The organism is Photobacterium sp. SP02 (assembly GCF_038519165.1).
Taxonomy (GTDB): domain Bacteria; phylum Pseudomonadota; class Gammaproteobacteria; order Enterobacterales; family Vibrionaceae; genus Photobacterium; species Photobacterium halotolerans.
In genome coordinates this window covers 125,496-152,118 of sequence record NZ_JASJOJ010000004.1, presented here as the reverse complement: position 1 = coordinate 152,118, position 26,623 = coordinate 125,496, and the positions used below count along the sequence as shown (strand labels likewise).

The following is a 26,623-nucleotide window of genomic DNA, read 5'->3' as shown; positions in this document are numbered from 1 at the left end:
CCCCTTTGTCAGGAGCGAGGGAATACTAGCGAATGCCGACAGGAGTGACAAGCGATTTTTCTCAGAATGTAGTGATTGATGAATCGCTTGTGTAATAAATGAACAGTTTTCAGATAAGGATTCCGGTTACAGACTGACAAACCGGAATCCCTTTCAAGGCAAGCTGTTAACAGCACTCTTTGACAGCAGCAGCAATCGACAGGGCCGAATCACTCACCAGAGCACCGTCTTCACCTTCAACCATGACACGAATCAGCGGTTCAGTACCAGATTTACGCAATAATACGCGACCACGCTCACCGAGTTTAGCTTCTGCGGCTGCTTTTGCGGCCAGTACCGCCTCAGACTCCAATGGGTTGGAATCGCCAGCGAAACGGACATTTTCCAGCACTTGCGGGAACATAGTCAGCCCCTCACACAAGGCTTTGAGTGACAATTTACTGCTGACAATCGAGGCCATCACCTGCAGGCCAGCTACTATACCGTCACCTGTCGTCACTTTGTCCAGCACTATGACATGGCCAGAGTTTTCCGCGCCTATGGTCCACTGGTTTTTAACCAGCTCTTCCATTACATAGCGATCGCCGACCTGAGCACGAACAAACGGGATCCCCAGGTTTTTCAGCGCCAGCTCCATCCCCAGGTTTGTCATTAATGTGCCTACGACGCCCCCTTTCAGCTCACCACGACGCAATGCATCACGGGCAATGATATACGCAATCTGGTCACCGTCGACCTTGTTACCGTCTTCATCAACCATGATCACCCGGTCACCATCACCGTCCAGCGCAATACCGAAATCCGCTTTTTCCTGCAGGACTTTAGCCTGCAAGGCGCGCACATCCGTCGCCCCGACCTCGGCATTGATATTGATACCGTTTGGCTCGCAGCCCAGAGTGATCACTTCCGCACCCAACTCGCGAAACACGTTCGGTGCTATGTGGTAAGTGGCACCGTGGGCGCAGTCGACAACAACCTTGTAGCCTTCCAGGCTCAAATGAGATGGAAACGTTCCCTTGCAAAATTCGATGTAACGGCCGGCCGCATCGTTAATCCGATAGGCTTTGCCGAGACTGGCAGATTCGACACACACCAGCTCTTTATCCATTTCGGCTTCAATGGCCGCTTCGACAGCGTCAGGCAGTTTAGTCCCCTCAGACGAGAAGAACTTGATACCGTTGTCATAATAAGGGTTATGAGAGGCCGAAATCACAATGCCTGCTTCGGCACGAAATGTCCGCGTCAGATAGGCCACGGCAGGTGTCGGCATTGGCCCGGTAAAGGCGGCCTGCAAACCTGCGGCGGCCAATCCGGCTTCCAGTGCAGATTCCAGCATATAACCGGAAATGCGTGTGTCTTTACCAATAATGACTTTTTTGGTGCCCTGCTGTGACAACACGCGGCCCGCCGCCCAGCCCAATTTCAAGACAAACTCAGGGGTGATGGGTGACTGGCCAACACGGCCACGGACACCATCGGTGCCGAAATATTTACGTTCAGCCATTAATCTTCGCTCCTAGCGCTTTATTTTCCTGTTCAAGCGTCATACGGCAGACAGCCAGTACATCCTGTGTTTCACGGGTATCATGGACACGGATAATCTGGGCGCCTTTCATCGCTGCAATGGCAGCGCAGGCCAGGCTCCCTGCCAGTGCTTCCGCAGGTGTTTTATTCAGTAATTTACAAATCATCGATTTTCTGGACATTCCTACCAGCAGCGGTAAGCCAAACTGATGGAACTGCTCCAAATGTGCCAGCAACTGATAATTGTGTTCCAGGGTTTTACCAAAACCGTACCCAGGATCCAGCAACAGTTGATCACGACGAATACCGGCTTTTTCACAGGCTTGAATGCGCTCCGAAAGAAACGTACTCACATCTGACAGCAGGTCATCATAATGCGGCTGATGCTGCATTGTACGCGGTTGGCCCTGCATATGCATTAAACAAATAGGGACGCCGGCAGCCGCTGCGGCTTCTATCGCGCCCGGTTCAAGCAGTGCGCGAATATCATTAATCAAATCAGCCCCGGCGTTAGCCGCTTCAGCCATCACTTGCGCTTTGCTGGTATCCACTGAGATCCAGCAATCAAATCGTTGGTGTATGGCTTCCACAACAGGCACAACACGGTCGAGCTCTTCCGCGACAGACACATCGGCCGCACCGGGTCGGGTCGATTCACCGCCAATATCAATGATACTGGTGCCGACGGCCAGCATGTCTTCAACATGCCTTAAGGCATCGTCCAGCTGATTGAATTTACCGCCATCAGAAAATGAATCCGGGGTGAAATTGAGGATTCCCATGGCATGAGGATAAGAAAGGTCTAAGATTTTTTCTTTGCTTTTCAGTAACAAGGCCCATTACTCCTGACTGGGGGAGCGCTCATACTATCCCGAGGCTCGCTTGTTTCTTTACAACTGAGAATATCTGACACAGCAGAAACAAAAAACCCCGAGTCTCCCCGGGGTTTTATATTCACCGCCAGGCATCAGGCCTGCGGTTTATCATTTTCTTCGCTGTGGTGTGGCTGAACCTGCTCTGGCTTCTCAGCCGGCTTGTCGCTTGCCGCATCACTGGCTTTATCTTGTGACTCAGGCGCTTCCGCTTTCAGGGTGTCGTCTTTGTCACCCCAGCCTTTTGGTGCGCGAATCTCAGATTTACGCTCCATCAGGTCGTCAAGCTGACCTGCATCTATGGTTTCATACTTCATCAACGCATCTTTCATTGAATGAAGAATATCCATATTGCTTGCCAGAATTTCACGCGCACGCTCATAGTTACGGTCGATAATGGCACGGACTTCAGTATCAATGGTACGCGCTGTGTCATCAGACATGTGTTTTGTCTTAGTCACTGAACGCCCCAGGAATACTTCACCTTCGTCTTCTGCGTATAACAGAGGACCCAGTTTATCCGAGAAGCCCCACTGAGTGACCATTTTACGGGCAATATCAGTGGCGCGTTCAATATCGTTTGACGCACCGGTAGAGACTTTTTCTACCCCGTAGATCAGCTCTTCTGCCAGTCGGCCACCGTATAAGCTGGAAATCATCGACTCCAGATACTCTTTGGAGTGGCTGACGCGATCCTGCTCCGGCAGGTACATGGTCACACCCAGTGCCCGACCCCGAGGGATAATGGACACTTTATAAACCGGGTCATGATCCGGTACCAGTCGGCCAATAATGGCGTGGCCCGCTTCGTGATATGCGGTCGATTCTTTCTGCTCTTCAGACATCACCATAGATTTACGCTCAGCGCCCATCATGATCTTGTCTTTCGCCAGTTCGAATTCCACCATAGACACAGTACGCTTGTTGCCGCGGGCAGCAAACAGCGCCGCTTCGTTCACCAGGTTGGCCAAATCAGCACCAGAGAAGCCTGGCGTACCACGGGCAATCAGTGATGGTTCAACATCCCCATCCAGCGGTACCTTGCGCATGTGCACTTTCAGGATTTGTTCACGGCCACGCACATCGGGCAGACCGACAACAACCTGACGGTCAAAACGACCTGGACGCAACAGAGCCGGGTCCAGAACGTCTGGTCGGTTGGTCGCTGCAATCACGATAATACCTTCGTGACCTTCGAAACCATCCATTTCCACCAGCATCTGGTTAAGTGTCTGCTCACGTTCATCGTGACCACCACCAACGCCCGCACCACGTTGACGACCTACAGCATCAATTTCATCGATGAAAATAATGCAAGGCGCCGCTTTCTTAGCCTGTTCAAACATGTCACGGACACGGGATGCACCCACACCGACAAACATTTCGACGAAGTCAGAACCAGAGATAGTAAAGAATGGGACTTTCGCTTCACCGGCGATGGCTTTGGCCAGTAAGGTTTTACCCGTACCAGGAGGACCTACCATCAGCACACCGGTTGGGATTTTACCACCCAGTTTCTGGAAGCGGCTGGGATCACGCAGGTAATCCACCAGCTCTTTCACGTCTTCTTTGGCTTCATCGCAGCCGGCAACGTCGTTGAACGTTGTTTTAATCTGGTCTTCACTCATCATGCGTGCTTTAGATTTGCCGAACGACATGGCACCTTTGCCACCTCCGCCCTGCATCTGGCGCATAAAGAAAATCCAGACCCCGATCAGTAACAGCATCGGGAACCAGGATATGAAGATAGAAGCCAGTAAGCTCGGCTCTTCCGGTGGTGTCCCAACCACTTTTACGTTGGCATTAATCAGATCGTCCAGCAATTTCTGATCATTCAGGACAGGCAAGTAAGTCACATAACGGGTGTTATCACGCTTAAATACCGTAATTTCACGATCACTGAACCGTACTTCCCTAATCTGATCCTGACCGATTTCCCGGACAAAAGTCGTATAGTCGACTTGACGGCCAGCACTATCTCCCGGACCGAAGCTCTGAAAAACAGACATCAGCACCACGGCGATGACTAACCACAAAATCAAGTTTTTTGCCATGTCACTCAAGGTGTTAACCTCGCGATAACTTTAAAGATGAATGTAGGGTACTACAGTTTATAACCTGTAGCCACAATATAGACTTCACGGGAGCGATCCCTGGATGAGTCTGGTTTACGGATTTTAACTGCCTTGAACATGCTACGCACCTCGGCCAGATACTGATCGAAGCCTTCGCCCTGGAAAACTTTTACCGCAAAACTTCCATTGGGCGCAAGCACCTGCCTGCACATATCTAATGCTAGTTCAACAAGATACATTGCTCTAGGCTGATCTGACGCCAGATTACCGCTCATGTTCGGCGCCATGTCAGACAAAACAACATCAACCATATCTGGCTGAATTCGCTCAAGTAATGCATCCAGCACAGCTTCTTCACGGAAGTCGCCCTGTAAAAAGCTCACACCAGGCAGGGAATCCATTGGCAGAATATCACAGGCAATCACTTGCCCTGAATCGCCAACAACACTGGCCGCATACTGAGACCAGCCCCCGGGTGCAGCACCCAGATCGACAACTGTCATCCCTGGTTTTAACAACTTATCTTTGCTCTGGATTTCCTCCAGTTTGAAAATGGCTCGGGAACGGTAACCCTTTTTCTGGGCTTCCATGACATACTTATCATCAAAATGTTCCTTCAGCCAGCGTCCGGAACTGGCAGAATGTTTCTTTTTACTCATGCATTACCCAATGCGAATCAACCCAACAGCCGATGGTTCCCGTTCTGGTTCAGCAGTACTACTTTTACTGTGGCCCAGAGTTGGCAGGAACACCAGCGTAACGAAACAACGTTAGTCATATTGACTAGATGGCGTTAGAATACCCTGTTTTCAACCCTTGTTATAGATATTGAGTCACCATGAATCTAAGCACCAAACAGAAGCAATACCTGAAAGGCCTTGCTCACAGCCTCAAGCCTGTAGTCCTGATGGGCGCCAACGGCCTGACTGAAGCCGTGCTGTCAGAAATCGAACTGGCCCTGAACCACCATGAACTGATCAAGGTGAAGGTTGCCGCGGAAGAACGCGAAACCAAGCTGTTGATTGTCGATGCCATCGTTCGTGAAACTCAGGCAGAAAAGGTACAGGTTATCGGTAATATCCTGGTGCTGTACCGTCAGTCGGAAGACCGGAAAATCGAGCTTCCCCGCAAATAAAAAAGGCCGCCAACGCGGCCTTTTTTACTTTTCAAGGCCCGGTTGCTGTTACATTTATTAACAATAAAGCACCCGGCCCTGACCTTTAAACGTACTCGACCTTCTCGATCTCAAACTCTTTTCGACCACCAGGGGTGGCAATACTGACTTCATCACCTTCCTGTTTGCCAATCAAACCACGTGCAATGGGCGAGTTAACTGAAATCAGACCTTTTTTAATGTCAGCTTCATCATCCCCTACGATGCAGTAGGTCACTTCACCGTCAGTATTCACATCCAGCAAAGTCACTGTGGAGCCAAAAATCACTTTGCCGTGATTCGTCATCTTGGTGACATCAATAACCTGAGCCACAGACAACTTATACTCAATATCGCGAATCTGTGCTTCACAGATCCCCTGCTCCTCTCGGGCCGCGTGATACTCCGCATTCTCTTTCAGGTCACCCAGCTCACGAGCTTCAGCAATGGCCTCTGTAATCTGTGGACGACGTTTCATCAAGGCGTCCAGCTCTTGACGCAGCTGCTGTTCGCCGCGGACTGTCATTGGGATCTTTTCCATAAAGTAATCTACCTCGAAACGCCAGAAAAGCAGGATTGCTTTTCGGACAAAAAAAAAGCCAGCCCAGCACAAGTCTGGGCTAACGCATGAATAGAAGAAACGGCTTTTCTGCCTAACAAGATACCTAATACACGGCCTCGGATGCAACCTCTGTCTACAGCTTGCGGTTTAGTCGCTGTCTCTCCATCACATTCCGTCGCTTGCCGCCCTGCACAATTTCGCAGGGCGGCCGCCTTTGTCTGAGTTCCCTGATGCACAAGCGCTGTGGTATTCGGGATAGGAAAACATATCTTACAGGATATTAACGAACTTTCATTGCCACCCCGCTCTCTTACCCCCTATGATTGCCAGTTAGGTTTACAACGGCTCGTCACCATTATGAAAAACAAAGTTGGCTTATTTTTCGCGGCACTCGTGTTATCCCATTCGGCATTTGCCGAATTTTCTCCTGATACCGCGATGGCATCACTCCCCTCAGGGCATGATCTGGCTCTCATTATTACTGACCCGGCAACGGGCAACACCATTTTCAGCCAGCGCGCTGAACAATTGCAGGCTCCCGCCAGCACTCAGAAACTGCTGACAGCCTTAGCAGCCAGGTTGTACCTGGAGCAGAATTTTCGTTTCAGCACTCGGCTAGAGCAGAACAAAGAGCACTTTATTATCCGTTTCAGTGGCGATCCGACGCTATCTCGTGGCGATCTTGCTGCCATGCTGCACACTTTGAAACAAAAAGGTGTCCATCGCATCAAAGGGAATATCTACCTTAACGGCAGCCAGTTTACCGGCTACGAACAGGCATCCGGCTGGCCCTGGGATAGCCTTGGCGTCTGTTACAGTGCCCCGTCCAGCAGTATCACACTGGAACACAACTGTGTTCAGGCGGCCTTATACAGTGACCGGCCACTGGGCCAGCCGACCCGGCTTCATATCCCTGCCCATCAGCCAGTCAGTGCCACCAGCCTGGCCAAAGTCGTCAGCAAAGCACAGCAAAAATCCACCTTCTGCTCTTTGGAGCTGCAAACCCAGCCCGGCAACCATTACCAGCTCAACGGCTGCCTGCCGCAGCGGGATAAGCCCTTGCCGCTGAATTTTGCAGTCGTGGATACCGAGGCCTATGTCCGCGAGGTGCTATTGCAAGAGCTCGACAGAAGAGGCATAGCTTTTGATGGCAAAATCCTGCGCGATGACACTCAGACAGGCCAGCTGATCACCAGCCACAGCTCAGCACCTTTGCCGGTATTACTAAAAGTTATGCTGGAAGATTCTGACAACCTGATTGCCGATAACCTTGCCAAAACCCTGGGGCAGCGCTTCTACGATCAACCGGGCAGTTTTCACAATGGCACCGAAGCAATCAAGCAGATCATCGCTGAGCATACCGGTATCGATCTGAGCCGGGCGGTGCTGGCCGACGGTTCTGGCTTATCCCGGGACAACCGCATCATGGCCAGCGACATGATGAAAGTGATGACTTACATCTACCAGCATAATGACAGCCTGAACTTGCTTGCTGATTTGCCCGTTTCTGGCGAAACGGGCACCCTGCGTTACCGCCAGAGTATCCGGCATGAGCCGCTGAAAAATCGACTGGCCGCTAAATCGGGTTCTCTCTACGGCACGTTCAATTTAGCCGGCGTGATGACAGCCAAATCCGGCAAACCCTTATTATTTGTTCAGTTTGTTACTAACTATCTGCCACCAGAAAAAACAGAAGATGCCCCGGCTGTCATGCCGGAAATTTTCAGGTTTGAACGTCAGTTATATACAGATCTGTATGAGTCGTTTTAACCAGATTCAGACTTGAACCGCGAACTGGCGTCATCATCGCGTGCAAAAAATAACACGAAAAAAAGCCCGTCGTTTCACAACGACGGGCTTGCTATTGCTTTATCAGCGGGCTGTTAAGCCTTGTTCAATCTTGCGTGAAGCTCTTGTACTGAGGTCACCTTATTGCGGTCATCCGCAGTCAGTGCCATACAGGTGGCAAACGCAGCGTTCAGGGTCGTGGTGTAATTCACCTTCTCCAGCAACGCACCGCGGCGCAACACTTTAGAATCTTCAATCGCCTGACGGCCTTCTGCGGTGTTGATGATATAGCTGTACTCGTTGTTCTTGATACGGTCAAGAATATGAGGACGGCCTTCATGCACCTTGTTCACCAGGCGTGGGTTAATACCCGCTTCGCCCAGAATCACCGCAGTACCGTGGGTCGCATCCAGCTCGTAACCCAGCTTCACCAGCTTAGCGGCCAGGTCGACCACACGGCGTTTGTCGTTGTTACGGACAGACAGCAGTGCGCGGCCGGCATTTTCACGGCTGTGCTCTTTACCGCAGCCCAGTTCAGCCTTAGCAAAGGCTTCAGCGAACGTATCGCCCACACCCATCACTTCGCCGGTTGAGCGCATTTCAGGGCCAAGCAGCGGGTCGACACCCGGGAACTTGTTGAAAGGCAGCACCACTTCCTTCACGGAATAGTAAGGAGGAATGATTTCCTTGGTGAAACCTTGCTGTTCCAGCGTCTGACCGGCCATCACACGTGCGGCGATTTTCGCCAGTGGGGCACCCGTTGCTTTGGAGACAAAAGGTACTGTCCGCGCGGCACGCGGGTTAACTTCAATCAGGTACACTTCGTTGTCTTTGACCGCAAACTGGGTATTCATCAGGCCGCGAACACCGAGCTCAAACGCCAGCTTCTCAACCTGACGGCGCATTTCATCCTGAATTTCCTGGCTCAGAGTATAAGCTGGCAGCGAACAGGCTGAGTCACCTGAGTGAACACCCGCTTGCTCGATATGCTCCATGATACCGCCGATCACCACACGCTCGCCGTCGCAGATGGCATCCACATCCACTTCCGTGGCATCGTCCAGGAAGCGATCCAGCAGCACAGGCGATTCGTTCGATACGCTGACCGCTTCGTTGAAATAACGGCGCAGGTCGTTTTCGTCGTACACGATTTCCATCGCACGACCGCCCAGTACATACGAAGGACGCACCACCAGAGGGAAACCGATATCTTTCGATTTCTCAATAGCCTGTTCCATCGCTGTTACTGTCGCATTTTCCGGCTGCTTCAGGCCCAGACGCTCAACAGCGGCCTGGAAACGTTCACGGTCTTCGGCGCGGTCAATCGCATCCGGGCTGGTACCAATAATCGGCACACCGGCCGCTTCCAGTGCACGTGCCAGTTTGAGCGGCGTTTGGCCACCGTACTGAACGATAACACCTTTAGGCTTCTCGACGCGCACAATGGCCAGTACGTCTTCCAGCGTAACAGGTTCAAAATACAGACGATCCGAGGTGTCGTAGTCGGTGGAGACTGTCTCAGGGTTACAGTTCACCATAATGGTTTCGTAACCGTCTTCGCGCAGCGCCAGAGAAGCATGTACACAGCAATAATCGAATTCGATACCCTGACCGATACGGTTCGGGCCGCCACCCAGCACCATGATCTTGTCACGATCGGTCGGGTTGGCTTCACATTCTTCGTCATAAGACGAATACATGTAAGCGGTGTCTGAAGAGAACTCAGCCGCACAGGTATCAACACGCTTGTAAACAGGGTGGATATCGTGACGGTCACGTTCTTTGCGGATTTCCAGCTCAGCCACACCCAGCAGCTTAGCCAGCCGGGCATCCGAGAAACCTTTGCGCTTCAGCTTACGCAGGAAATCGCCGGTCAGACCCGCAAAGCCGTCTTCTTTGACCTTGGCTTCCATTTGGACGATCTCTTCGATCTGTACCAGGAACCAGCGGTCGACATTGGTCAGGTTGAAGACACCATCCACAGACAACCCGGCACGGAAAGCATCGGCGATGTACCAGATACGCTCAGCACCGGCTTCTTTCAGCTCGTGGCGAATCTTAGTCAGCGCTTCAGGATCGTCCAGATCCACCATTTCATCAAAGCCGTTGGCGCCCACTTCCAGGCCACGCAGGGCTTTTTGCAGTGATTCCTGCTGGTTACGGCCGATGGCCATCACTTCACCCACAGACTTCATCTGAGTCGTCAGACGATCGTTGGCACCCGCGAACTTTTCAAAGTTGAAGCGTGGGATCTTAGTAACAACGTAATCTATGGTTGGCTCGAACGAGGCTGGTGTTGCACCACCCGTGATGTCGTTCATCAGCTCATCCAGTGTGAAACCTATCGCCAGCTTGGCGGCCACTTTGGCAATCGGGAAGCCGGTCGCTTTCGAGGCCAGGGCAGACGAGCGGGAAACACGCGGGTTCATCTCAATGATAACCATGCGGCCATCTTTCGGGTTAATACCGAACTGGACGTTTGAACCACCGGTTTCCACACCGATTTCGCGCAGTACCGCCAGCGACGCGTTACGCATCAGCTGGTATTCTTTGTCCGTCAGCGTCTGGGCAGGCGCGACTGTGATGGAGTCACCGGTGTGAATACCCATTGGATCGAAGTTTTCAATGGCACAGACGATGATACAGTTGTCGTTCTTATCACGAACCACTTCCATCTCGTACTCTTTCCAGCCAATCAGGGACTCGTCAATCAGCAGTTCGTTGGTCGGTGATAAGTCCAGACCACGGCGACAGATTTCTTCAAATTCTTCTTTGTTATAGGCGATACCACCGCCTGTACCACCCATGGTGAAAGACGGACGGATGATACAGGGGAAGCCGACCATATCGAGGACTTTGTAGGCTTCTTCCATGGTTTTCGCGGTATCGGCGCGCGGACACTCCAGACCAATCGACTTCATGGCTTTATCAAAGCGCGAGCGGTCTTCAGCTTTGTCAATCGCATCAGCCGTCGCACCAATCATTTCTACGCCGAATTCGGCCAGCACGCCGTGACGCTCCAGATCCAGCGCACAGTTCAGCGCGGTCTGGCCGCCCATCGTCGGCAGGACGGCATCAGGACGCTCTTTTTCAATGATCTTGCGTACAACTTCCCAGTGGATCGGCTCAATATAAGTCGCATCCGCCATTTCCGGATCGGTCATGATCGTGGCCGGGTTCGAGTTCACCAGGATAACGCGGTAACCTTCTTCACGCAGCGCTTTACATGCTTGAGCACCTGAGTAGTCAAACTCACACGCCTGGCCAATCACGATAGGACCGGCACCCAGAATCAGAACACTTTGTATGTCAGTACGTTTTGGCATCGTTTACTACTCCGGCTTAGGCGCTGTGCTGTTTAATCAGGTCGATAAAGTGGTCAAAAAGTGGTGCCGCATCGTGCGGACCCGGGCTGGCTTCAGGGTGACCCTGGAAGCTGAAAGCCGGCTTGTCGGTACGGTGGATGCCCTGCAGGGAGCCATCGAACAGCGACTTGTGGGTGGCACGCAGGTTATCCGGCAGTGTGTCTTCATCAGCCGCAAAACCGTGGTTCTGGCTGGTGATCATCACAACATTGCGGTCCAGATCTTTGACCGGGTGGTTGGCACCGTGGTGACCAAATTTCATTTTCACTGTCTTGGCACCGCTTGCCAGCGCCAGGATCTGGTGTCCCAGGCAGATGCCAAACACAGGCAGGCCTTTGTCCAGAAATGTTTTCGTCGCTTCAATCGCGTAAGTACAAGGCTCCGGGTCGCCCGGGCCATTCGACAGGAAGACGCCATCCGGATTCATCGCCAGCACTTCTTCTGCTGAGGTTTCTGCCGGAACGACAGTCAGGCGGCAACCACGGTCAACCAGCATGCGCAGGATATTACGCTTGGCACCGAAGTCATAAGCCACCACATGGTAAGGTAACTCGCCGGCCTCTTTGGCTTCCGGCAGCCCGCCTTCCAGCGTCCAGGAACCCTGCGCCCAGCTGTAGCTTTCTTTGGTCGACACCACCTTCGCCAGATCCATCCCTTTCAGGCCAGGAAAGGCTTTGGCTTTTTCCAGCGCCAGCGCTGCGTCGAGATTGTCACCCGCCATGATGCAACCATTCTGCGCGCCTTTCTCACGCAGCAGACGGGTCAGCTTACGGGTGTCAATGTCAGCGATACCAACAATGTTTTGAGATTTCAGATAATCAGACAATGTCTGCTGGGAGCGGAAGTTTGAAGCAATAAGAGGGAGGTCGCGAATTACCAGGCCTTGCGCGTGGATTGCAGTAGATTCTTCGTCTTCGGAATTGGTTCCGGTATTGCCAATGTGGGGATAAGTAAGAGTGACAATCTGTTGAGAGTAAGAGGGGTCAGTGAGAATTTCCTGGTACCCCGTCATCGAGGTATTGAAAACAACTTCACCAACGGCCGAACCATCTGCACCGATGGATACGCCGTGGAACACAGTCCCGTCTTCAAGGACTAACAGCGCCGATTTGTTCAAGACAACCTCCAATCTTCATAAAAACGCAAATAAAACAGATAAAATTGCATTTACCCATTCCATAGAAAGTCAAAACCCCAGTCAAGCCGAATTTTGACAAATTGCGCGCATTCTAGTGATCCATGCCCAAACTGTCAACAACAGGGGGAAATTAAATTTTAAATATCGACCACTCCGGCCGCTTAAGCCACCAAACCAGAGAAAGCATATCTTTTCCTGCCTTTTTCCATCGACCTTCCGGGTTGCATGTTCAGGCAACCGTTTGCCAAGCCAGCCAAACGCGTACTACAAATTATCAAGCGGGTAAACCACAGAAATCCGACGACATAACACCTGCTTTTAGAGCGCAGGAAGACACCAAGCACAACAAGCACACAAAAAAGCAAGCAAACCCTTAGATTTACAGCGAAGAGCGCAACAAGAATGCTTTGTCGTTCAATTTGATGATTTATGCAAAACGAAGGAGGGTGAAACAGAGGACTGAGCAGAACACTGCAGCCGGCACCGGCTGCAGTGTGACAGAAGTGATTTACAGATCGTTCAGACCAAGCACATCCTGCATGGTATAAAAACCCGCCGGTTGCTTATCCAGCCAAGCCGCCGCGCGGACTGCTCCGTTGGCAAATGTCATACGGTCTGTTGCTTTGTGAGTGATTTCTACCCGCTCGCCAATATCAGCAAACATAGCCGTGTGCTCACCGATAATGTCGCCGGCGCGAATCGTTGCGAAGCCGATTTCATCGCGGCTGCGCTCACCGGTAATCCCTTCACGGGCATAGACAGCAACATCGCTCAGTTTTTTCCCCATTGCGCCGGCAATCGCCTCGCCCATACCCAGCGCCGTGCCGGAAGGTGCGTCGACTTTATGTCTGTGGTGGGCTTCTATGATTTCGATATCACAGTAATCCCCCATGATCTTGGCCGCTTTCTCCAGCAGCTTGAACGTCAGGTTGACGCCTACGCTGTAGTTGGGGGCCATCACAACGGCTATCTGACTGGCGGCAGCATCGATCCGGGCTTTTTCTTCTTCGCTAAAGCCGGTTGTCCCAATGACAATTTTCTTATTATGGCGCTGGCACAGCGCCAGATTCGCCAGTGTTGCGACTGGCGCTGTGAAATCAATCAGCACATCAAAATCATTGATCGCTTTTTCAATATCATCGACCACAGCCACTTCCAGCTTGCCAATACCCGCCAGTTCGCCGGCATCAACGCCGATCAGGCTGCTCTGAGGACGCTCAGTCGCTGCACCCACCTGTGCCTGTTCAGACTGTGCTGTCGCTTTCAGTAACTGGCGTCCCATTCGCCCTGCCGCACCGGCAATCGCGATTCTGACCATAGCTGTTTCTCCTTAAAACATTCAGCAGATGAAGGTCTGTTTATCTTTCAGGGCCAGATTGACCGGCCTACACGCCAAGACCATGAAAGATAAACAGCCCATTAATCTAGCCTGTATAACGGTGAAAAAAAACCCCGGTATGACCGGGGTTCCAGAAATAATCCTGCGACGGGCTGCTTAGCCTACATTTTTGACCTGCAATTCCCGCGGCACTTCAAAAAACATATTTTCTTCGCGGCCGCTCAGCTCTTCCACTTCGCCACCGGCCAGTGCCTGAATTCGGGCGATAATCTGGTTGACCAGCGCTTCCGGCGCAGAGGCGCCCGCTGTCACGCCCACACTCGCTTTGCCGGTCAGCCAGTTGGCATCGACATCTTCGGCACAGTCCGTCAGGTAGCTTGGGGTACCCAGTTTTTCTGCTAATTCACGCAGGCGATTGGAGTTTGAGGAGTTTTTTGACCCCACCACTATCATCACATCGACGCTGGCGGCCATTTCACGCACGGCATCCTGGCGATTCTGGGTTGCATAACAGATGTCATCTTTGCGCGGCCCCTGAATATCCGGGAAGACCTGACGCAAGCGATCAATGACCTCTGCGGTTTCGTCCACCGACAAAGTCGTCTGGCTGACGTAGTGCAGGTTGCCCGGATCTCTCACCACAGCTTTCAGCTTGTCAACATCGACCGGGGTTTCAACCAGGTACATACCGCCTGTGTCGCTGGCGTACTGGCCCATAGTCCCTTCGACTTCAGGGTGACCGGCATGGCCGATCAGCACCACTTCCATATCGCGGCGACTGGCGCGGGCTACTTCCATGTGGACTTTGGTGACCAGAGGGCATGTCGCATCAAACACGGTTAACTTGCGCGCTTTGGCTTCATTGCGAACAGCCTGAGACACCCCGTGAGCAGAGAAAATAACAATATTATCATCCGGCACTTCACTCAGCTCTTCGACAAAGACTGCCCCACGCTGTTTCAGTCCTTCAACCACAAACCGGTTGTGAACCACCTCATGGCGCACGTAAATAGGCGGCTGATACAGCTCCAGCGCACGCTCAACGATACTGATTGCCCGATCAACACCGGCACAGAAACCACGAGGGTTAGCAAGTAAGATTTTCATATCTGAGGACTCTTTACCTTGATCCTTCCACTCCTGACCTCAAGAGGGCCAGGAACGGATATGGGTTTACCCTTCGATGCTGACCACTTCAACATCAAAGGTCACCCGCTGGCCGGCCAGCGGATGATTGAAATCAACAGTGACAGAATCACCGACCACAGCGGTAATCACACCAGGGATATCCTGCCCGTCCGGGCCGCTGAATGCAATGATAGCGCCGACTTCTGCCGGGGCGTCAGAGCCAAAGCGGGTTAAATCAACATGATGGATATTGTCAGGGTTCGGCATACCGAACGCATCTTCCGGCTCAAGCACAAACTGGTTTTTCTCGCCCTGCGCCAGACCAAGCAGGCAACGTTCAAAGTTGTCAGTCAGGCTGCCATCGCCCATACGAAACTTAGCCGGTTTCCCCATAGACTGAGTAGACTCAGCGACAGAGCCGTCTTCCAGCTTGATGGAAAAGTGCATTAAAACTTCACTGTTGTGCGTGATGACCGACATACATACATCCTGATTACGAATTACTGAGTGGTGCGGCAGGCCTTAACTATCATGCTTACCGGATAAATCCATCGCTTTTTACAATAAAGCGCCGCCCATCGCAACGAGCAGCGCCTGGTTCGTGAGCCTGAACGCCTTACTGGCTGGCTTTGGTCTTGGTCTTTCCGGCCAGTAAGCCTTCCAGAATGATCAGACCCGCGCCAACGCAAATTGCCGAGTCGGCAATATTAAACGCCGGCCAGTGGTGTTGCCCGATATAGAAATCGAGAAAATCCACCACAAAGCCATGGTACAGACGATCAAACAGGTTGCCGAGTGCACCACCTATGATAAGCGCATAGGCAGAGTTGACCATAGTATGGCTGGCTGGCGTACGCCGCATCCAGACCATGAGTAACGCAGTCACCCCTAAGGCAATAGCAGTAAACAGCCATCGCTGCCAGCCGCTGGCATCACTGAGAAAGCTGAAGGCCGCGCCGTAGTTGTGCACATACAGCAAATTAAAGAAGGGCAAGACTTCAATGCGGTTAGGCCAACCGTAACCCATGGTGTCCATCACCAGCAGCTTAGTGCCGATATCGATGGCAAAGACCAGAACCGCCAGCCACAGCCAGCGAATTCCGGATTGCTTCAAAGCAGGTAAATTACTCATCAGGCAAACTTGCGCTCTTCACCCTGACCGTCGATGTTGGTCACACAGCGGCCACAAATTTCTTCATGGCCGGCAATGGTGCCGACATCGGCCACATGGTGCCAACAGCGGTCACACTTGGCCGCTTCCGATGCTGTCACCAGCACCGACAGGCCGGCCACCTCAGTCGGTTTCGCCTCTGCCGGCTTACTGTCGGCCAAAGCCACCTGGGCTTTGGAGGTCAGCAGCACAAAGCGCAGCTCATTTTCCAGACTGCTGAGCTTGGCTGCCAGCTCAGGTTCGGCAAACAGCGTCACCTCTGCCTGCAGCGCACCGCCAAGGCGTTTTTCGTTACGCGCTTCTTCCAGCAGTTTGTTCACTGCGCCGCGAACCGCCTGGATCTCAGTCCAGAATTCGTTGCTGAATGCTTCATTGTCAGACAGCGCAAACAGGCCGTCGAACCACTCGCCGGTGAAGACAAAGGTGTCACGCTCGCCCGGCATCTCATTCCAGATTTCATCGGCGGTGAAAGACATGATTGGCGCCATCCAGCGAACCAGAGCTTCGACAATGTAGTACAAAGCGGTCTGGCAGCTGCGCTGGGCATGGCCCCCGCGTTTGGCGGTGTACTGGCGATCTTTGATCACATCGAGATAGAAAGAGCCCATTTCGATCGAACAGAAGTGCATCAGACGTTGGGTCACTGTGTGCAGGTTGTATTCATCGTAAGCTTTGATGATTTCATCCTGTGCCGCTTTGGCTTGCGCGACCGCCCAGCGATCCAGCGCGACCATCTCTTCGGCCGGCACGCAGTCGGTGGCCGGGTTGAAGCCGCTCAGGTTGGCCAGCAGGAAACGCGCCGTGTTACGGATACGACGGTAAGCATCAGCGCTGCGCTTGAGGATTTCATCTGACACCGCCACTTCGCCTGTGTAGTCAGTCGATGCGACCCACAGACGCAGGATATCAGCGCCCAGCTTGTTGGTAACATCTTTTGGCGCGACCACGTTACCGATAGATTTCGACATCTTACGGCCCTGGCCATCAACCACGAAACCGTGGGTCAGCACCTGGCGGTAAGGAGCCTTGTTTTTCATCGCCACCGATGAAATCAGCGAAGACTGGAACCAGCCACGATGCTGATCAGAACCTTCCAGATAAAGATCGGCCGAATTGCCATTGAACTCTTCGCGGTTATCAACCACGGCATAGTGGGTGACACCGGAGTCAAACCAGACATCCAGGGTGTCGAGCACTTTTTCGTATTGCTCAGCATCGGCTTCACCCATGATCTCGGCAGGATTGAGATCCCACCACGCCTGGATGCCTTTTTCTTCCACCAGCTGAGCCACTTTTTCAATCAGTGCCAGGCTGTCCGGATGCAGTTCCTGCGTTTCTTTATGGACGAACAGTGCAATCGGCACACCCCAGGTGCGCTGACGTGAGATACACCACTCAGGGCGACCTTCGACCATGCTCTCGATACGGCTCTGGCCCCACTCAGGCATCCACTGAACACCTTTGATTTCTTCCAGCGCTTTGGCACGCAGTCCGTTCTGATCCATGGAAATAAACCACTGCGGGGTGGCCCGGAAGATGATTGGGGTCTTGTGACGCCAGCAATGCGGGTAGCTGTGCTCATAAGAGTGATGATGCAGCAAGGCACCGTGTTCTTTCAGCGTCTCGACAACTGCGTCGTTGGCTTTGAAGACGTGCTGACCGGCAAACAGCTCGGTATCCGGCAGGTATACCCCGTTACTGCCGACCGGGTTGGCCACTTCCAGACCGTACTTCTGACCGACCACAAAGTCTTCCTGGCCGTGGCCTGGCGCTGTGTGTACGCAACCGGTACCGGATTCGGTGGTCACATGATCACCCAGAATCACAGGCACATCGAAGCTGTAGAACGGATGATTAAAGCGCAGCAGATCCAGCTCGATGCCTTTACAGAAGCCCAGATTGTGGAAATGCTCGATACCGGCACGATCCATCACATCTTTTGCCAGCTCAGCGGCCACGATCAGACGTTGAGGCTGCTCGCCTTCCACCTGGATCAGGACATATTCCAGATCGTCACGCACGGCTACCGCACGGTTGGCCGGCAATGTCCAGGGCGTGGTGGTCCAGATCACAATGGACACATCACCCTGCCCCTGATGATCACTGGCCAGATTAAACTTGCTTAAGACTTCTGCTTCATCAACGGCTTTGAATTTCACGTCGATGGACGGCGAGACCTTGTTTTTGTATTCCACTTCGGCTTCAGCCAGTGCTGAACCGCAGTCGGTACACCAGTGAACAGGTTTGAACCCTTTCAGCAGGTGGCCGTTATCGGCAATTTTGCCCAAGGCACGAATGATGTTGGCTTCGGTAGCAAAATCCATCGTGCGGTAAGGCTTGTCCCACTCACCCAGTACTCCGAGGCGGATAAAACTTTCTTTCTGGCCTTCAACCTGACCGGCTGCATACGCCCGGCATTTTTCGCGGAATTCGGCGGCAGAGACTTTGTGGCCGGGTTTACCGACTTTTTTCTCAACCATCAGCTCGATCGGCAGACCGTGGCAATCCCAGCCCGGCACGTAAGGCGCGTCAAAGCCGGACATCGACTTTGACTTGATAATAATGTCTTTGAGAATCTTGTTCAGTGCGTGACCAATATGAATATCACCATTGGCATATGGAGGGCCGTCATGCAGTACGAAAGATTTTTTACCTTTCTTGACTTTACGGATTTCACCGTAGAGATCCTCGTCATACCAACGCTTAAGCATTGCAGGCTCGCGTTGCGCCAGGTTGCCTCGCATCGGAAACCCTGTTTCAGGCAGGTTCAGGGTATCTTTATAGTCGCTCATTGATTCTCAATTCCGTTACTTGGGCGAAGTTGGACATGTTGACGATGCTCAGACAGCCACACCCGCGCAGTCTGGGCATCACGCTCGATTTGCGCTTTCAGCGCATCAAAGGAGGCGAATTTAATTTCATCTCGTAATTTGTGGTGTAGCACCACTTCAATCTGACAACCATAAATATCAGACTGATAATCAAATAAATGGACTTCCAGTTGCTGACGCTCGCCGTTCACTGTCGGTCGGCGGCCGATATTCGCCACCCCGGGCAATGGCTGTTGCGCCACCCCCAGCACTTCAACGGCATACACACCGGAAACCGGTGACACCCGGCGCTTCAGCGGCACGTTGGCCGTGGGGAAGCCTATGGTCCGGCCCAGCTTCTGGCCATGTGACACCCGGCCGGTAATACTGTACGGGCGACCCAGCATGGCTTCCGCTGAGGCCAGATCATCACTGGCCAGTGCTTCGCGGATTGCCGTACTGCTCACGCGCTGAGTATCCACACAGTAACTCTGGGTACTGACAACCTCAAAGCCGAATTCACGCCCGGCGGCTTCCAGCATGGCAAAATCGCCGCTGCGGCCTTTGCCGAAGCGAAAGTCGTCACCAACAACCAGAAACTTAACACCCAATTGTTCCACCAACAAGCGACGGACGAAATCTTCCGGTGCCATATCGGCAAAGCGGGCGTTGAAATTGACACACAACAGGCGATCTATACCTGCATGGCTGAGCTGCTGATACTTGTCGCGAAAACGGGTCAGCCTTGCCGGCGCCTTGCCTTTGGCAAAGAGCTCCATGGGCTGAGGCTCGAAACTCATCACAGTCGAAGGAACCCCTAATCGCCGGGCTTGCTCCAGTACCTGACGCAGCACGGCCAGATGGCCCTGATGGACCCCGTCAAAGTTGCCAATTGTCAGAACACAGCCGTGGTGACCGGGCCGGATATTATGAATTCCTCGGATCAATTCCATCTGCAGCTAATCATTACCAAAGTCAAAAACTGACGGATTATATACCAGAGCGCAACAGGGTTAAAACCATGCTCGCCGTAAGATGTACTTTTTTGCCTCAATTGCGTGCCGGCCTTAATCCGTATCGCGCACCTTAGCTTTCGCTGCGCAGGTGGTGCAAACGGACACCTGTCACCGTCAGTGATAACAGGTAAGTCACGGCGCCAATGCCTATCAGGCCAGTCAGCCAGTACACACGCTGAACCAGACCCAATGACAGCCAGTGCGCCATATCCGGCGACAGCCATAACAGCACGCCCACCATAGCCACACCGGCAATCACCAGACGGACCACAAATCCAAACGTCGTGCGTGAAATACGGTACACCCCGGCACGGTGCAGACCGCGGTACAAGAGTGCGGCGTTGACCAGTGCCGACAAGGCCGTTGCCAGCGCCAGGCCAACATAGCCTAAGAAATAGGCAAAAATCGCATTGAATACCATGTTAGTGACCATAGCAATCACGCCATAGCGCACCGGGGTACGGGTGTCTTGTCTTGCATAGTAACCAGGCGCCAGCACCTTGATTAACATAAAGTTCAGCAGGCCAGATGCGTAAGCCAGCAGCGACATGCCCGCCTGCTCGACATCATTGGGGGTAAATTCCCCCCGCATGAAAAGCACCATCAGCATAGGCTTCGCCAGCACCATTAGCCCCAGCATAGCAGGCAAACCGAGCAGAAGTACCATTCTGACCCCCCAATCCATGGTGTGGGCAAAATGCTCCCGGTTCTGATCCACATGCTTGCGCGACAAGGCCGGCAGGATCACGGTCGCAATGGCAATCCCAAACAAACCCAAAGGAAATTCAAGCAGCCGGTCTGAGTAATACAGCCAGCTGATCGATCCCGTCATCAGAAAGCTGGCGATGAAAGTATCAAACAGCAAGTTAATCTGGCTCACTGACACACCGAACAAGGCCGGTATCATCAGAGTGCGGATTTTCACCACGCCGGGATCGCGCCATCCCCAGCGAGGACGTACCAGCACCCCTTCCCGGTAAAGAAAGGGCAACTGAAACAGAAACTGCACTAAACCGCCCAGAAAAACGCCCAGCGCCAGGCCGATTTCAGGCTGATCCATATTCGGCGATACCCACCAGGCACACAAAATAATGGAGATATTGAGAAATACCGGGGTAAACGAAGAAACGGCAAATTTCCCTAAGGTATTGAGGACGGCCCCCGACAAAGCGACCAGAGTGATAAACCACAGGTAAGGAAACGTGATTTTCAGCAACAGGCTTGCCAGTTCAAACTTCGGCGCTGCCGGCCCGTCATTGAGCCAGTCAATAAACCAACCGGCACCAAACAAGGCAGTAATTGCCCCGGAACCCAACACGCCCAACAGGGTGACCAGGGTAACTATCCCCCCCAGCGTACCGGACACCCGGGCGATAAGCTCACGGGTCTTGTCTTTATCACCCGCCGCATGGGCTTCAGTCAGCACGGGAACGAAGGCTTGCGAGAAAGCCCCTTCGGCAAACAGGCGGCGAAGGAAGTTAGGGATCTTATTGGCGAAGAAAAAAACATCGGCAGCCGCACCGGCTCCCATCAGGTTTGCTACCACTACATCTCGCACTAAACCCATGACGCGAGATACTAAAGTCATACTGCTGACAATCAGCCCGGAGCGCAAAAGACGCTTACTCACAAAAAAACCTCATAAAAGATGGCCCAGAAAGGTGACTTGCAGAGCCAAATGCTGGTAGAATCTGCCGCCATATTAACCGTGTTAATGCACAAGTGCCAATTTCAATGGCGCGGCTGTTATTTGCACAAATCATTTGACATTGTTCGGTTTTAGAGGCATATTCCTCGGCCTTAAATTGTCACCATACCAAGAATTTGGGAGTTACACCCTTGGCAAATATCAAATCTGCTAAGAAACGTGCAATCACTTCTGAAAAACGTCGTCAGCACAACGCTAGCCGTCGTTCTATGATGCGCACTTTCTTCAAAAAAGTTGTTGCTGCTATTGAAGCAGGCGATAAAGAAGCCGCCGTTAAGGCCTTCGCTGACATGCAACCTGTTATGGACCGTATGGCTACTAAAGGCCTGGTTCACAAAAACAAGGCTGCTCGTCATAAAGCGCGCCTGTCTGCAAAAATCAACGCTCTGTAATTTCAGTGCATTGATGCTACAGCAATAAAAAAACCGGCTATGGCCGGTTTTTTTATATCCGCTGTTTACTGTAACGCCTCGTCCCAGACTGGCAATTAGTACTTAGCAGTACATTTGCTGCAACAGCTGAATCATCGACTTCACTTCCTGGCTTCTCAGCCTGTAGAACACAGTCTGCGACTCTTTACGTGTCGCCACCAGGCCATCACGCCTTAGCCAGGCAAGATGCTGTGACAAGGCCGACTGGCTTAATTCCAGACGGTCACTCATCGTTCCAACCGACAACTCTCCTTCCAGCAAGTAGCATAAAATCAGCAGCCGCCGCTCATTAGCCATAGCCTTAAGCAAAGATACTGCCTGAGGAGCACTGTGATGTAACGTTATGGTTTCCATCTTCCCACCGCTTGAACTTCAGTGATTTATCTATTGACTTCTATCACTGAAAAAGGCGGTCATTTGAACAATTTTCTGAAGTCAGCTTCGCAAATTTTCTTCACCGCAGGGTGCATGATCATACGTTCGGCAAAAATAACGTAATATTCCTCCCGAATCGCCCTTACTCGCTTCACTTCGCGTACGGTATGCGACTGTTCAATTTCTTCGGCATAAATCGAAGGCGCCACAAACATAGATTTACGAAACGAGCCGAACGCTTTCATTAACGCCGCATCATCAAACTCACCCAAGATATTGGGCGTGATCCCCTGCTGATCAAACCAGTGGTGCAGTTTACGTCCCATTGCCGTACGGCGTCCCGGCACCAGCAGCTTGTACTCTTCAAGGCAGGCGGGAAAACTGAGTGATTTGTCAGCATCCGAACAGAAAAAGCTCATGCTGGACTCGCCCAGTTTTTTACTGAACAGCCCAGGACTCTGTGTGGAGTCCACCGGGCAATCAGACAAAATCATATCCAGCTTATGCTGAGACAATTGCTCCAGCAGCATTTCATGCGTCGACTCGTAGCAGCGTAAATGAATGCGCTCATCTTCCGGGATACCTGCCATTAAAATCTTACTGACCAGGCGTTTTGACAGCGCATCCGCGACCCCGACTTCCAGCAGCTGATTCTCGCGCTGGGTATAATTCACGATATCCAGTAATTCATAACTGAGATCAAACATTTTATCGGCGTACTTAAAGACCAGCTGTCCCAGCTCTGTGGGCTCAATGTTACGGCCGACCCTTTTGGTCAGCTTACCGTTCAGCCTTTCCTCAAGCGCCCTTATCTGGCCTGTCACTGTCTGCGGCGCGAGAAATAATGCATCGGCCGCTTTGGTCACTGACCCTTGCTTGCAGACCATCCAGAAATAATACAGGTGATTGTAATTCAGGTGCGACACTGTCGTAGGCCTCGATACTCAACAAATAAAAAACCCCAGGCCTTATCAGCCTGGGGTTATCCTATGTGTTTTTTATCCGAAAAGACACTGAGTCTGGGAACGGGAAAGGATTATTGCGCCTGTATTTCAGTCACTGTTTCCGCTGACACCAAATGGCGGGAGCGTTCACCCGCCCGCTGCTCCAGTGCCCGGGCCAGAAAACCTGTGGGGGCATCTTCCTGCCGTTCCTGGCTCTGATTCACCCCCTGCTCAAAGCCGGTAAGATAGGCTTGGCACAACTCATTATCAAGCTGCTGCTGGCAGTGACTGTAGTCAGCCGCAGCCGCTGAGGCACCGGCCGAACTCAGGCCCAATACCAGTACAATTAATGCTTTCATAAACATCTCCCTGTCCCGGATTACGATGATGTCTGACTGTCCTTAACCGCCTTGGCAGCCGGAAGCGAACGGTGCAGCAGTATATAGCCGACAACAGCTGCGGTGGTCGACCCTATCAGAATCCCCAGCTTGGAATAAGTAATCAGCTCGAGATCAGCACCGCTGAATGCCAGCATCGAAATAAATATCGACATAGTAAAACCGATACCGCACAACACAGACACCGCAAATATCTGTCCAAAACCTGTCCCTTCAGGTAAACGCGCTATGCCCATTTTCACTGCCAGATAGCTCGCGGTAAAAATACCCAGCGGCTTACCAACAAACAGGCCCAGCGCAATCCCCAGCGGCAGCATCGCGGTCAGACCTTCTGCCGAGACACCTGCCAGCGAAATTCCCGCATTCGCAAAGGCAAACAGTGGCAAGATCAGATACGCGACATACGGATGTAATCCATGCTCCAGTGTCTTGAGCGGCGAGATTTCTTTGCCCTGCTTATTCTGCCCCTGAAGCGGGATGGCAAAGCCCAGTACGACACCCGCCAGCGTGGCATGCACGCCCGACTGCAGCACGCTGAACCAGAGCACCAGCCCGACCAGGATATACCAGACCAGGTTAGTGACATTGCGTGCGTGCATAATAAAGAGCACAGCGGTAGCTGCGAATGCCACGGCCAGCGCAATGGCCGACAAATCACTGCTGTAGAACAAGGCGATGATAACAATGACACCCAGGTCATCAATAATTGCTAATGCCAGCAAAAAGACTTTCAGGCTAACCGGCACCCTGTTACCCAGAAGGGCCATAATACCCAACGCAAATGCGATATCTGTCGCAGCTGGAATTGCCCAGCCACCAATTGCCACTGGGTCGGCATAGTTAAAAAGCACATACACTAAAGCCGGCGCGACCATACCACCCAATGCGGCGATAGCAGGGAAAATCGCTTTCTCTTTCGTATTCAGTGCGCCTTCGATCAGTTCACGCTTCACTTCCAGGCCAATCACCAGGAAGAAAATCGCCATCAAACCATCGTTAATCCAATGCGCTACCGACAGGCCTGCAATATAAGTATGTAATGCGCCCTCATACACTGACTGTAAAGGCGAATTGGCAATCATCATGGCCAGGGCCGCCGCGACGATCAGCAAGATGCCGCCGGCAGACTCTAATTTGAAGAATTTCAGAATTACATCGGTCATTGACCGCAGCTCCTTACTACTCATTGTAAAATCACACTTTTTTATTGGTGTGCGGTTGAAACAGTGTAGACGCCTACTGACATCTCTGTGAAATCGTTTGTTTAGAGTCAATAGATCGGAAAAACCGAACCATTGGCAGTAATACACCGTAATACCCGCAGTATCTAACTATCATCCCAGGCCAGTGACAGCACACTTTCCAGAGTAAGCCACCATCACTATGACACTGAAAACCCATCCGGCAAATTTTTTATCTGTTTTTTTTCGACATCCTTCTCTTCAATACTAATAAAGGTTTTATCAAAAAAATCACAGCGTTAAGCCTATAGATAAAAAGATAGATCCTGATCCCATTCTTTGCTCCTGGCCACAAAATCCACTGGTATGACAGAAAGGATTCGCTGTGTCATATTTCTGAAATATTCGTTCTCTACTATCGCGGCAACATTCAAAAAACTGACACCAAAATGACATCGCAATGTCACGGAGAACAGAATATGACTACCCAAGCCACCACAGCTGAGCCAATGCAAAGCTCCATGCGATGGGTTCGTTGGGCAAACCTGGTTTTCATGCTTTATCTGCTGCTGGTCGCGGTCTCCCTGGTGAGCGGCGGCTTTAAGTGGTCGGTAGGAGAGCAGGCCAAAACCCTGTTTGAATTTGCCTCACACCCTATTGCAGGCCTGATGATCGGTCTGGTAGCCACCTCTCTCATCCAATCTTCCAGTACAGTTACCTCTATCATAGTGGGTCTTGTTGCTGGTGGTCTGCCCGTTGAAACCGCGATTCCTATGGTGATGGGTGCCAATATTGGTACGACTATGACCAATACACTGGTCAGTCTGGGCCATGCCCGCTGTAAAGATGAATTCCGCCGCGCATTTTCTGCCGCCACAGTGCATGATTTCTTCAATCTGCTGGCCGTGCTGATCTTCCTGCCACTGGAAATGATGTTTGGCCTGCTGCAAAAAATTTCGGCCTGGCTGGTTTCACCCCTGATGTCGACCGGTGACATGAGCATGAAGGGGCTGGACTTCATTAAGCCCCTGACTAAACCGGCAGTGAACGCCGTAAAAGCGCCACTGGAATCAATGGGTACCATGGGCGGTGTGATTATGATTGCCCTGGGTATCGCGCTCATCTTCCTGGCGATTACTGTCATGGGTAAGCTGATGCGCAGCCTGATGGTTGGCCGTGCCCGTGACATCCTGAAGAGTGCGATTGGCCGTGGCCCGGTACACGGTATCGTGTCAGGTTCGATTGTGACCATACTGGTACAGTCGTCCTCTACGACAACCAGTTTGATGGTGCCTCTGGTCGGTACCGGAGTGCTGAAAGTACGCGATGTGTATCCGTTTACGCTGGGAGCCAACATAGGCACCTGTATTACTGCACTGCTGGCTGCAACGGCTATTTCCGGCGACCATGCCGTGTTTGCCCTGCAAATTGCGCTGGTGCACCTGTGCTTTAATGTGCTGGCAACCCTGCTGATCTTTGGCTTGCCGTTCCTGCGTGAACTGCCGCTGAAGGGCGCTATCTACCTGGGCGAGCTGGCAGTGAAAAGCAAATCGACCGTGGCGGCCTATCTAGGGCTGGTCTTTATCATTATCCCGGGCTGCATTCTGGCCTTAACGGCATAAGCAAGGCCTGATGAATACTAAAA

The 26,623-nt window shown here is 52.2% G+C and carries 22 protein-coding genes; 4 read left to right on the top strand and 18 right to left on the bottom strand.

The genetic code is table 11. The features are described from left to right. Nucleotides 1–166: 166 nt before the first annotated feature. The 4 genes from glmM to rlmE form a co-directional block, all read right to left on the bottom strand. Nucleotides 167–1,504, bottom strand: coding sequence for a phosphoglucosamine mutase (gene glmM, locus P0Y67_RS03325; RefSeq protein ID WP_342390737.1), 1,338 nt, complete (start codon nt 1,502–1,504; stop codon nt 167–169). Next, the gene (gene folP / locus P0Y67_RS03320) at nt 1,497–2,357 is read right to left on the bottom strand and encodes a dihydropteroate synthase (protein ID WP_342390736.1); all 861 of its coding nucleotides are present in this window, start codon (nt 2,355–2,357) and stop codon (nt 1,497–1,499) included. The genes glmM and folP overlap by 8 nt, the downstream gene beginning before the upstream one ends. A gap of 134 nt (nt 2,358–2,491) precedes the next feature. Continuing rightward, nucleotides 2,492–4,450, bottom strand: a complete 1,959-nt coding sequence (gene ftsH, locus P0Y67_RS03315) for an ATP-dependent zinc metalloprotease FtsH (protein WP_342390735.1) — start codon at nt 4,448–4,450, stop codon at nt 2,492–2,494. Between the two features lie 50 nt (nt 4,451–4,500). Continuing rightward, a complete protein-coding gene (rlmE, locus tag P0Y67_RS03310; protein ID WP_027253075.1) occupies nt 4,501–5,130 on the bottom strand; it encodes a 23S rRNA (uridine(2552)-2'-O)-methyltransferase RlmE in 630 nt (209 codons plus the stop codon). A gap of 179 nt (nt 5,131–5,309) precedes the next feature. Here rlmE and yhbY point away from each other — a divergent pair, with 179 nt between their 5' ends. Beyond that, the gene (gene yhbY / locus P0Y67_RS03305; RefSeq protein ID WP_027253076.1) at nt 5,310–5,606 is read left to right on the top strand and encodes a ribosome assembly RNA-binding protein YhbY; all 297 of its coding nucleotides are present in this window, start codon (nt 5,310–5,312) and stop codon (nt 5,604–5,606) included. Nucleotides 5,607–5,691: 85 nt separating this feature from the next. On the opposite strand, the gene greA is transcribed toward yhbY, so the two are convergent. Continuing rightward, nucleotides 5,692–6,165: a transcription elongation factor GreA gene (gene greA, locus P0Y67_RS03300; protein ID WP_192015579.1), complete on the bottom strand. Its 474-nt coding sequence runs from the start codon at nt 6,163–6,165 to the stop codon at nt 5,692–5,694. Nucleotides 6,166–6,543: 378 nt separating this feature from the next. On the opposite strand from greA, the gene dacB reads away from it, so the two are divergent. Next, on the top strand, nt 6,544–7,956 hold the full coding sequence (dacB, locus tag P0Y67_RS03295; protein ID WP_342390734.1) for a serine-type D-Ala-D-Ala carboxypeptidase: 1,413 nt from the start codon (nt 6,544–6,546) through the stop codon (nt 7,954–7,956). Nucleotides 7,957–8,069: 113 nt separating this feature from the next. Here the strand turns inward: dacB and carB are convergent, their stop codons facing one another. From carB to murJ, 9 genes are all read right to left on the bottom strand, one after another. Beyond that, the gene (gene carB, locus P0Y67_RS03290) at nt 8,070–11,300 is read right to left on the bottom strand and encodes a carbamoyl-phosphate synthase large subunit (protein WP_192015577.1); all 3,231 of its coding nucleotides are present in this window, start codon (nt 11,298–11,300) and stop codon (nt 8,070–8,072) included. Between the two features lie 16 nt (nt 11,301–11,316). Then, nucleotides 11,317–12,456 carry a glutamine-hydrolyzing carbamoyl-phosphate synthase small subunit gene (carA, locus tag P0Y67_RS03285; RefSeq protein WP_192015576.1) on the bottom strand — a complete coding sequence of 380 codons (1,140 nt, stop codon included), beginning with the start codon at nt 12,454–12,456 and terminating at the stop codon, nt 11,317–11,319. A gap of 529 nt (nt 12,457–12,985) precedes the next feature. Then, nucleotides 12,986–13,795 (bottom strand): 4-hydroxy-tetrahydrodipicolinate reductase, encoded by an 810-nt coding sequence (gene dapB / locus P0Y67_RS03280; protein ID WP_046218990.1) that lies wholly within the window; start codon nt 13,793–13,795, stop codon nt 12,986–12,988. 177 nt (nt 13,796–13,972) lie between these two features. Then, nucleotides 13,973–14,923, bottom strand: a complete 951-nt coding sequence (gene ispH / locus P0Y67_RS03275) for a 4-hydroxy-3-methylbut-2-enyl diphosphate reductase (protein WP_342390733.1) — start codon at nt 14,921–14,923, stop codon at nt 13,973–13,975. Between the two features lie 66 nt (nt 14,924–14,989). Continuing rightward, the gene (gene fkpB, locus P0Y67_RS03270; RefSeq protein WP_027253083.1) at nt 14,990–15,424 is read right to left on the bottom strand and encodes an FKBP-type peptidyl-prolyl cis-trans isomerase; all 435 of its coding nucleotides are present in this window, start codon (nt 15,422–15,424) and stop codon (nt 14,990–14,992) included. Between the two features lie 136 nt (nt 15,425–15,560). Then, nucleotides 15,561–16,076, bottom strand: coding sequence for a signal peptidase II (gene lspA / locus P0Y67_RS03265; RefSeq protein ID WP_342390732.1), 516 nt, complete (start codon nt 16,074–16,076; stop codon nt 15,561–15,563). Beyond that, nucleotides 16,076–18,907, bottom strand: a complete 2,832-nt coding sequence (gene ileS, locus P0Y67_RS03260) for an isoleucine--tRNA ligase (RefSeq protein WP_342390731.1) — start codon at nt 18,905–18,907, stop codon at nt 16,076–16,078. The genes lspA and ileS overlap by 1 nt, the downstream gene beginning before the upstream one ends. Further along, nucleotides 18,904–19,878, bottom strand: a complete 975-nt coding sequence (gene ribF / locus P0Y67_RS03255; RefSeq protein WP_342390730.1) for a bifunctional riboflavin kinase/FAD synthetase — start codon at nt 19,876–19,878, stop codon at nt 18,904–18,906. The genes ileS and ribF overlap by 4 nt, the downstream gene beginning before the upstream one ends. A 133-nt stretch (nt 19,879–20,011) precedes the next feature. Beyond that, nucleotides 20,012–21,571: a murein biosynthesis integral membrane protein MurJ gene (gene murJ, locus P0Y67_RS03250; protein WP_342390729.1), complete on the bottom strand. Its 1,560-nt coding sequence runs from the start codon at nt 21,569–21,571 to the stop codon at nt 20,012–20,014. 209 nt (nt 21,572–21,780) lie between these two features. Here murJ and rpsT point away from each other — a divergent pair, with 209 nt between their 5' ends. Beyond that, the gene (gene rpsT, locus P0Y67_RS03245; RefSeq protein ID WP_027253088.1) at nt 21,781–22,041 is read left to right on the top strand and encodes a 30S ribosomal protein S20; all 261 of its coding nucleotides are present in this window, start codon (nt 21,781–21,783) and stop codon (nt 22,039–22,041) included. Nucleotides 22,042–22,143: 102 nt separating this feature from the next. On the opposite strand, the gene P0Y67_RS03240 is transcribed toward rpsT, so the two are convergent. The 4 genes from P0Y67_RS03240 to nhaA form a co-directional block, all read right to left on the bottom strand. Beyond that, nucleotides 22,144–22,434: an ArsR/SmtB family transcription factor gene (locus P0Y67_RS03240; RefSeq protein ID WP_027253089.1), complete on the bottom strand. Its 291-nt coding sequence runs from the start codon at nt 22,432–22,434 to the stop codon at nt 22,144–22,146. 59 nt (nt 22,435–22,493) lie between these two features. Next, on the bottom strand, nt 22,494–23,381 hold the full coding sequence (gene nhaR / locus P0Y67_RS03235; protein WP_342390728.1) for a transcriptional activator NhaR: 888 nt from the start codon (nt 23,379–23,381) through the stop codon (nt 22,494–22,496). A 110-nt stretch (nt 23,382–23,491) separates the two neighbouring features. Beyond that, nucleotides 23,492–23,758 (bottom strand): hypothetical protein, encoded by a 267-nt coding sequence (locus tag P0Y67_RS03230; protein ID WP_342390727.1) that lies wholly within the window; start codon nt 23,756–23,758, stop codon nt 23,492–23,494. Nucleotides 23,759–23,778: 20 nt separating this feature from the next. Next, entirely contained in the window at nt 23,779–24,960 is a 1,182-nt protein-coding gene (nhaA, locus tag P0Y67_RS03225; protein WP_342390726.1) for a Na+/H+ antiporter NhaA, read from the bottom strand. A 497-nt stretch (nt 24,961–25,457) separates the two neighbouring features. On the opposite strand from nhaA, the gene P0Y67_RS03220 reads away from it, so the two are divergent. Continuing rightward, on the top strand, nt 25,458–26,600 hold the full coding sequence (locus tag P0Y67_RS03220; protein ID WP_342390725.1) for a Na/Pi symporter: 1,143 nt from the start codon (nt 25,458–25,460) through the stop codon (nt 26,598–26,600). The last annotated feature ends 23 nt before the right edge of the window (nt 26,601–26,623 follow it).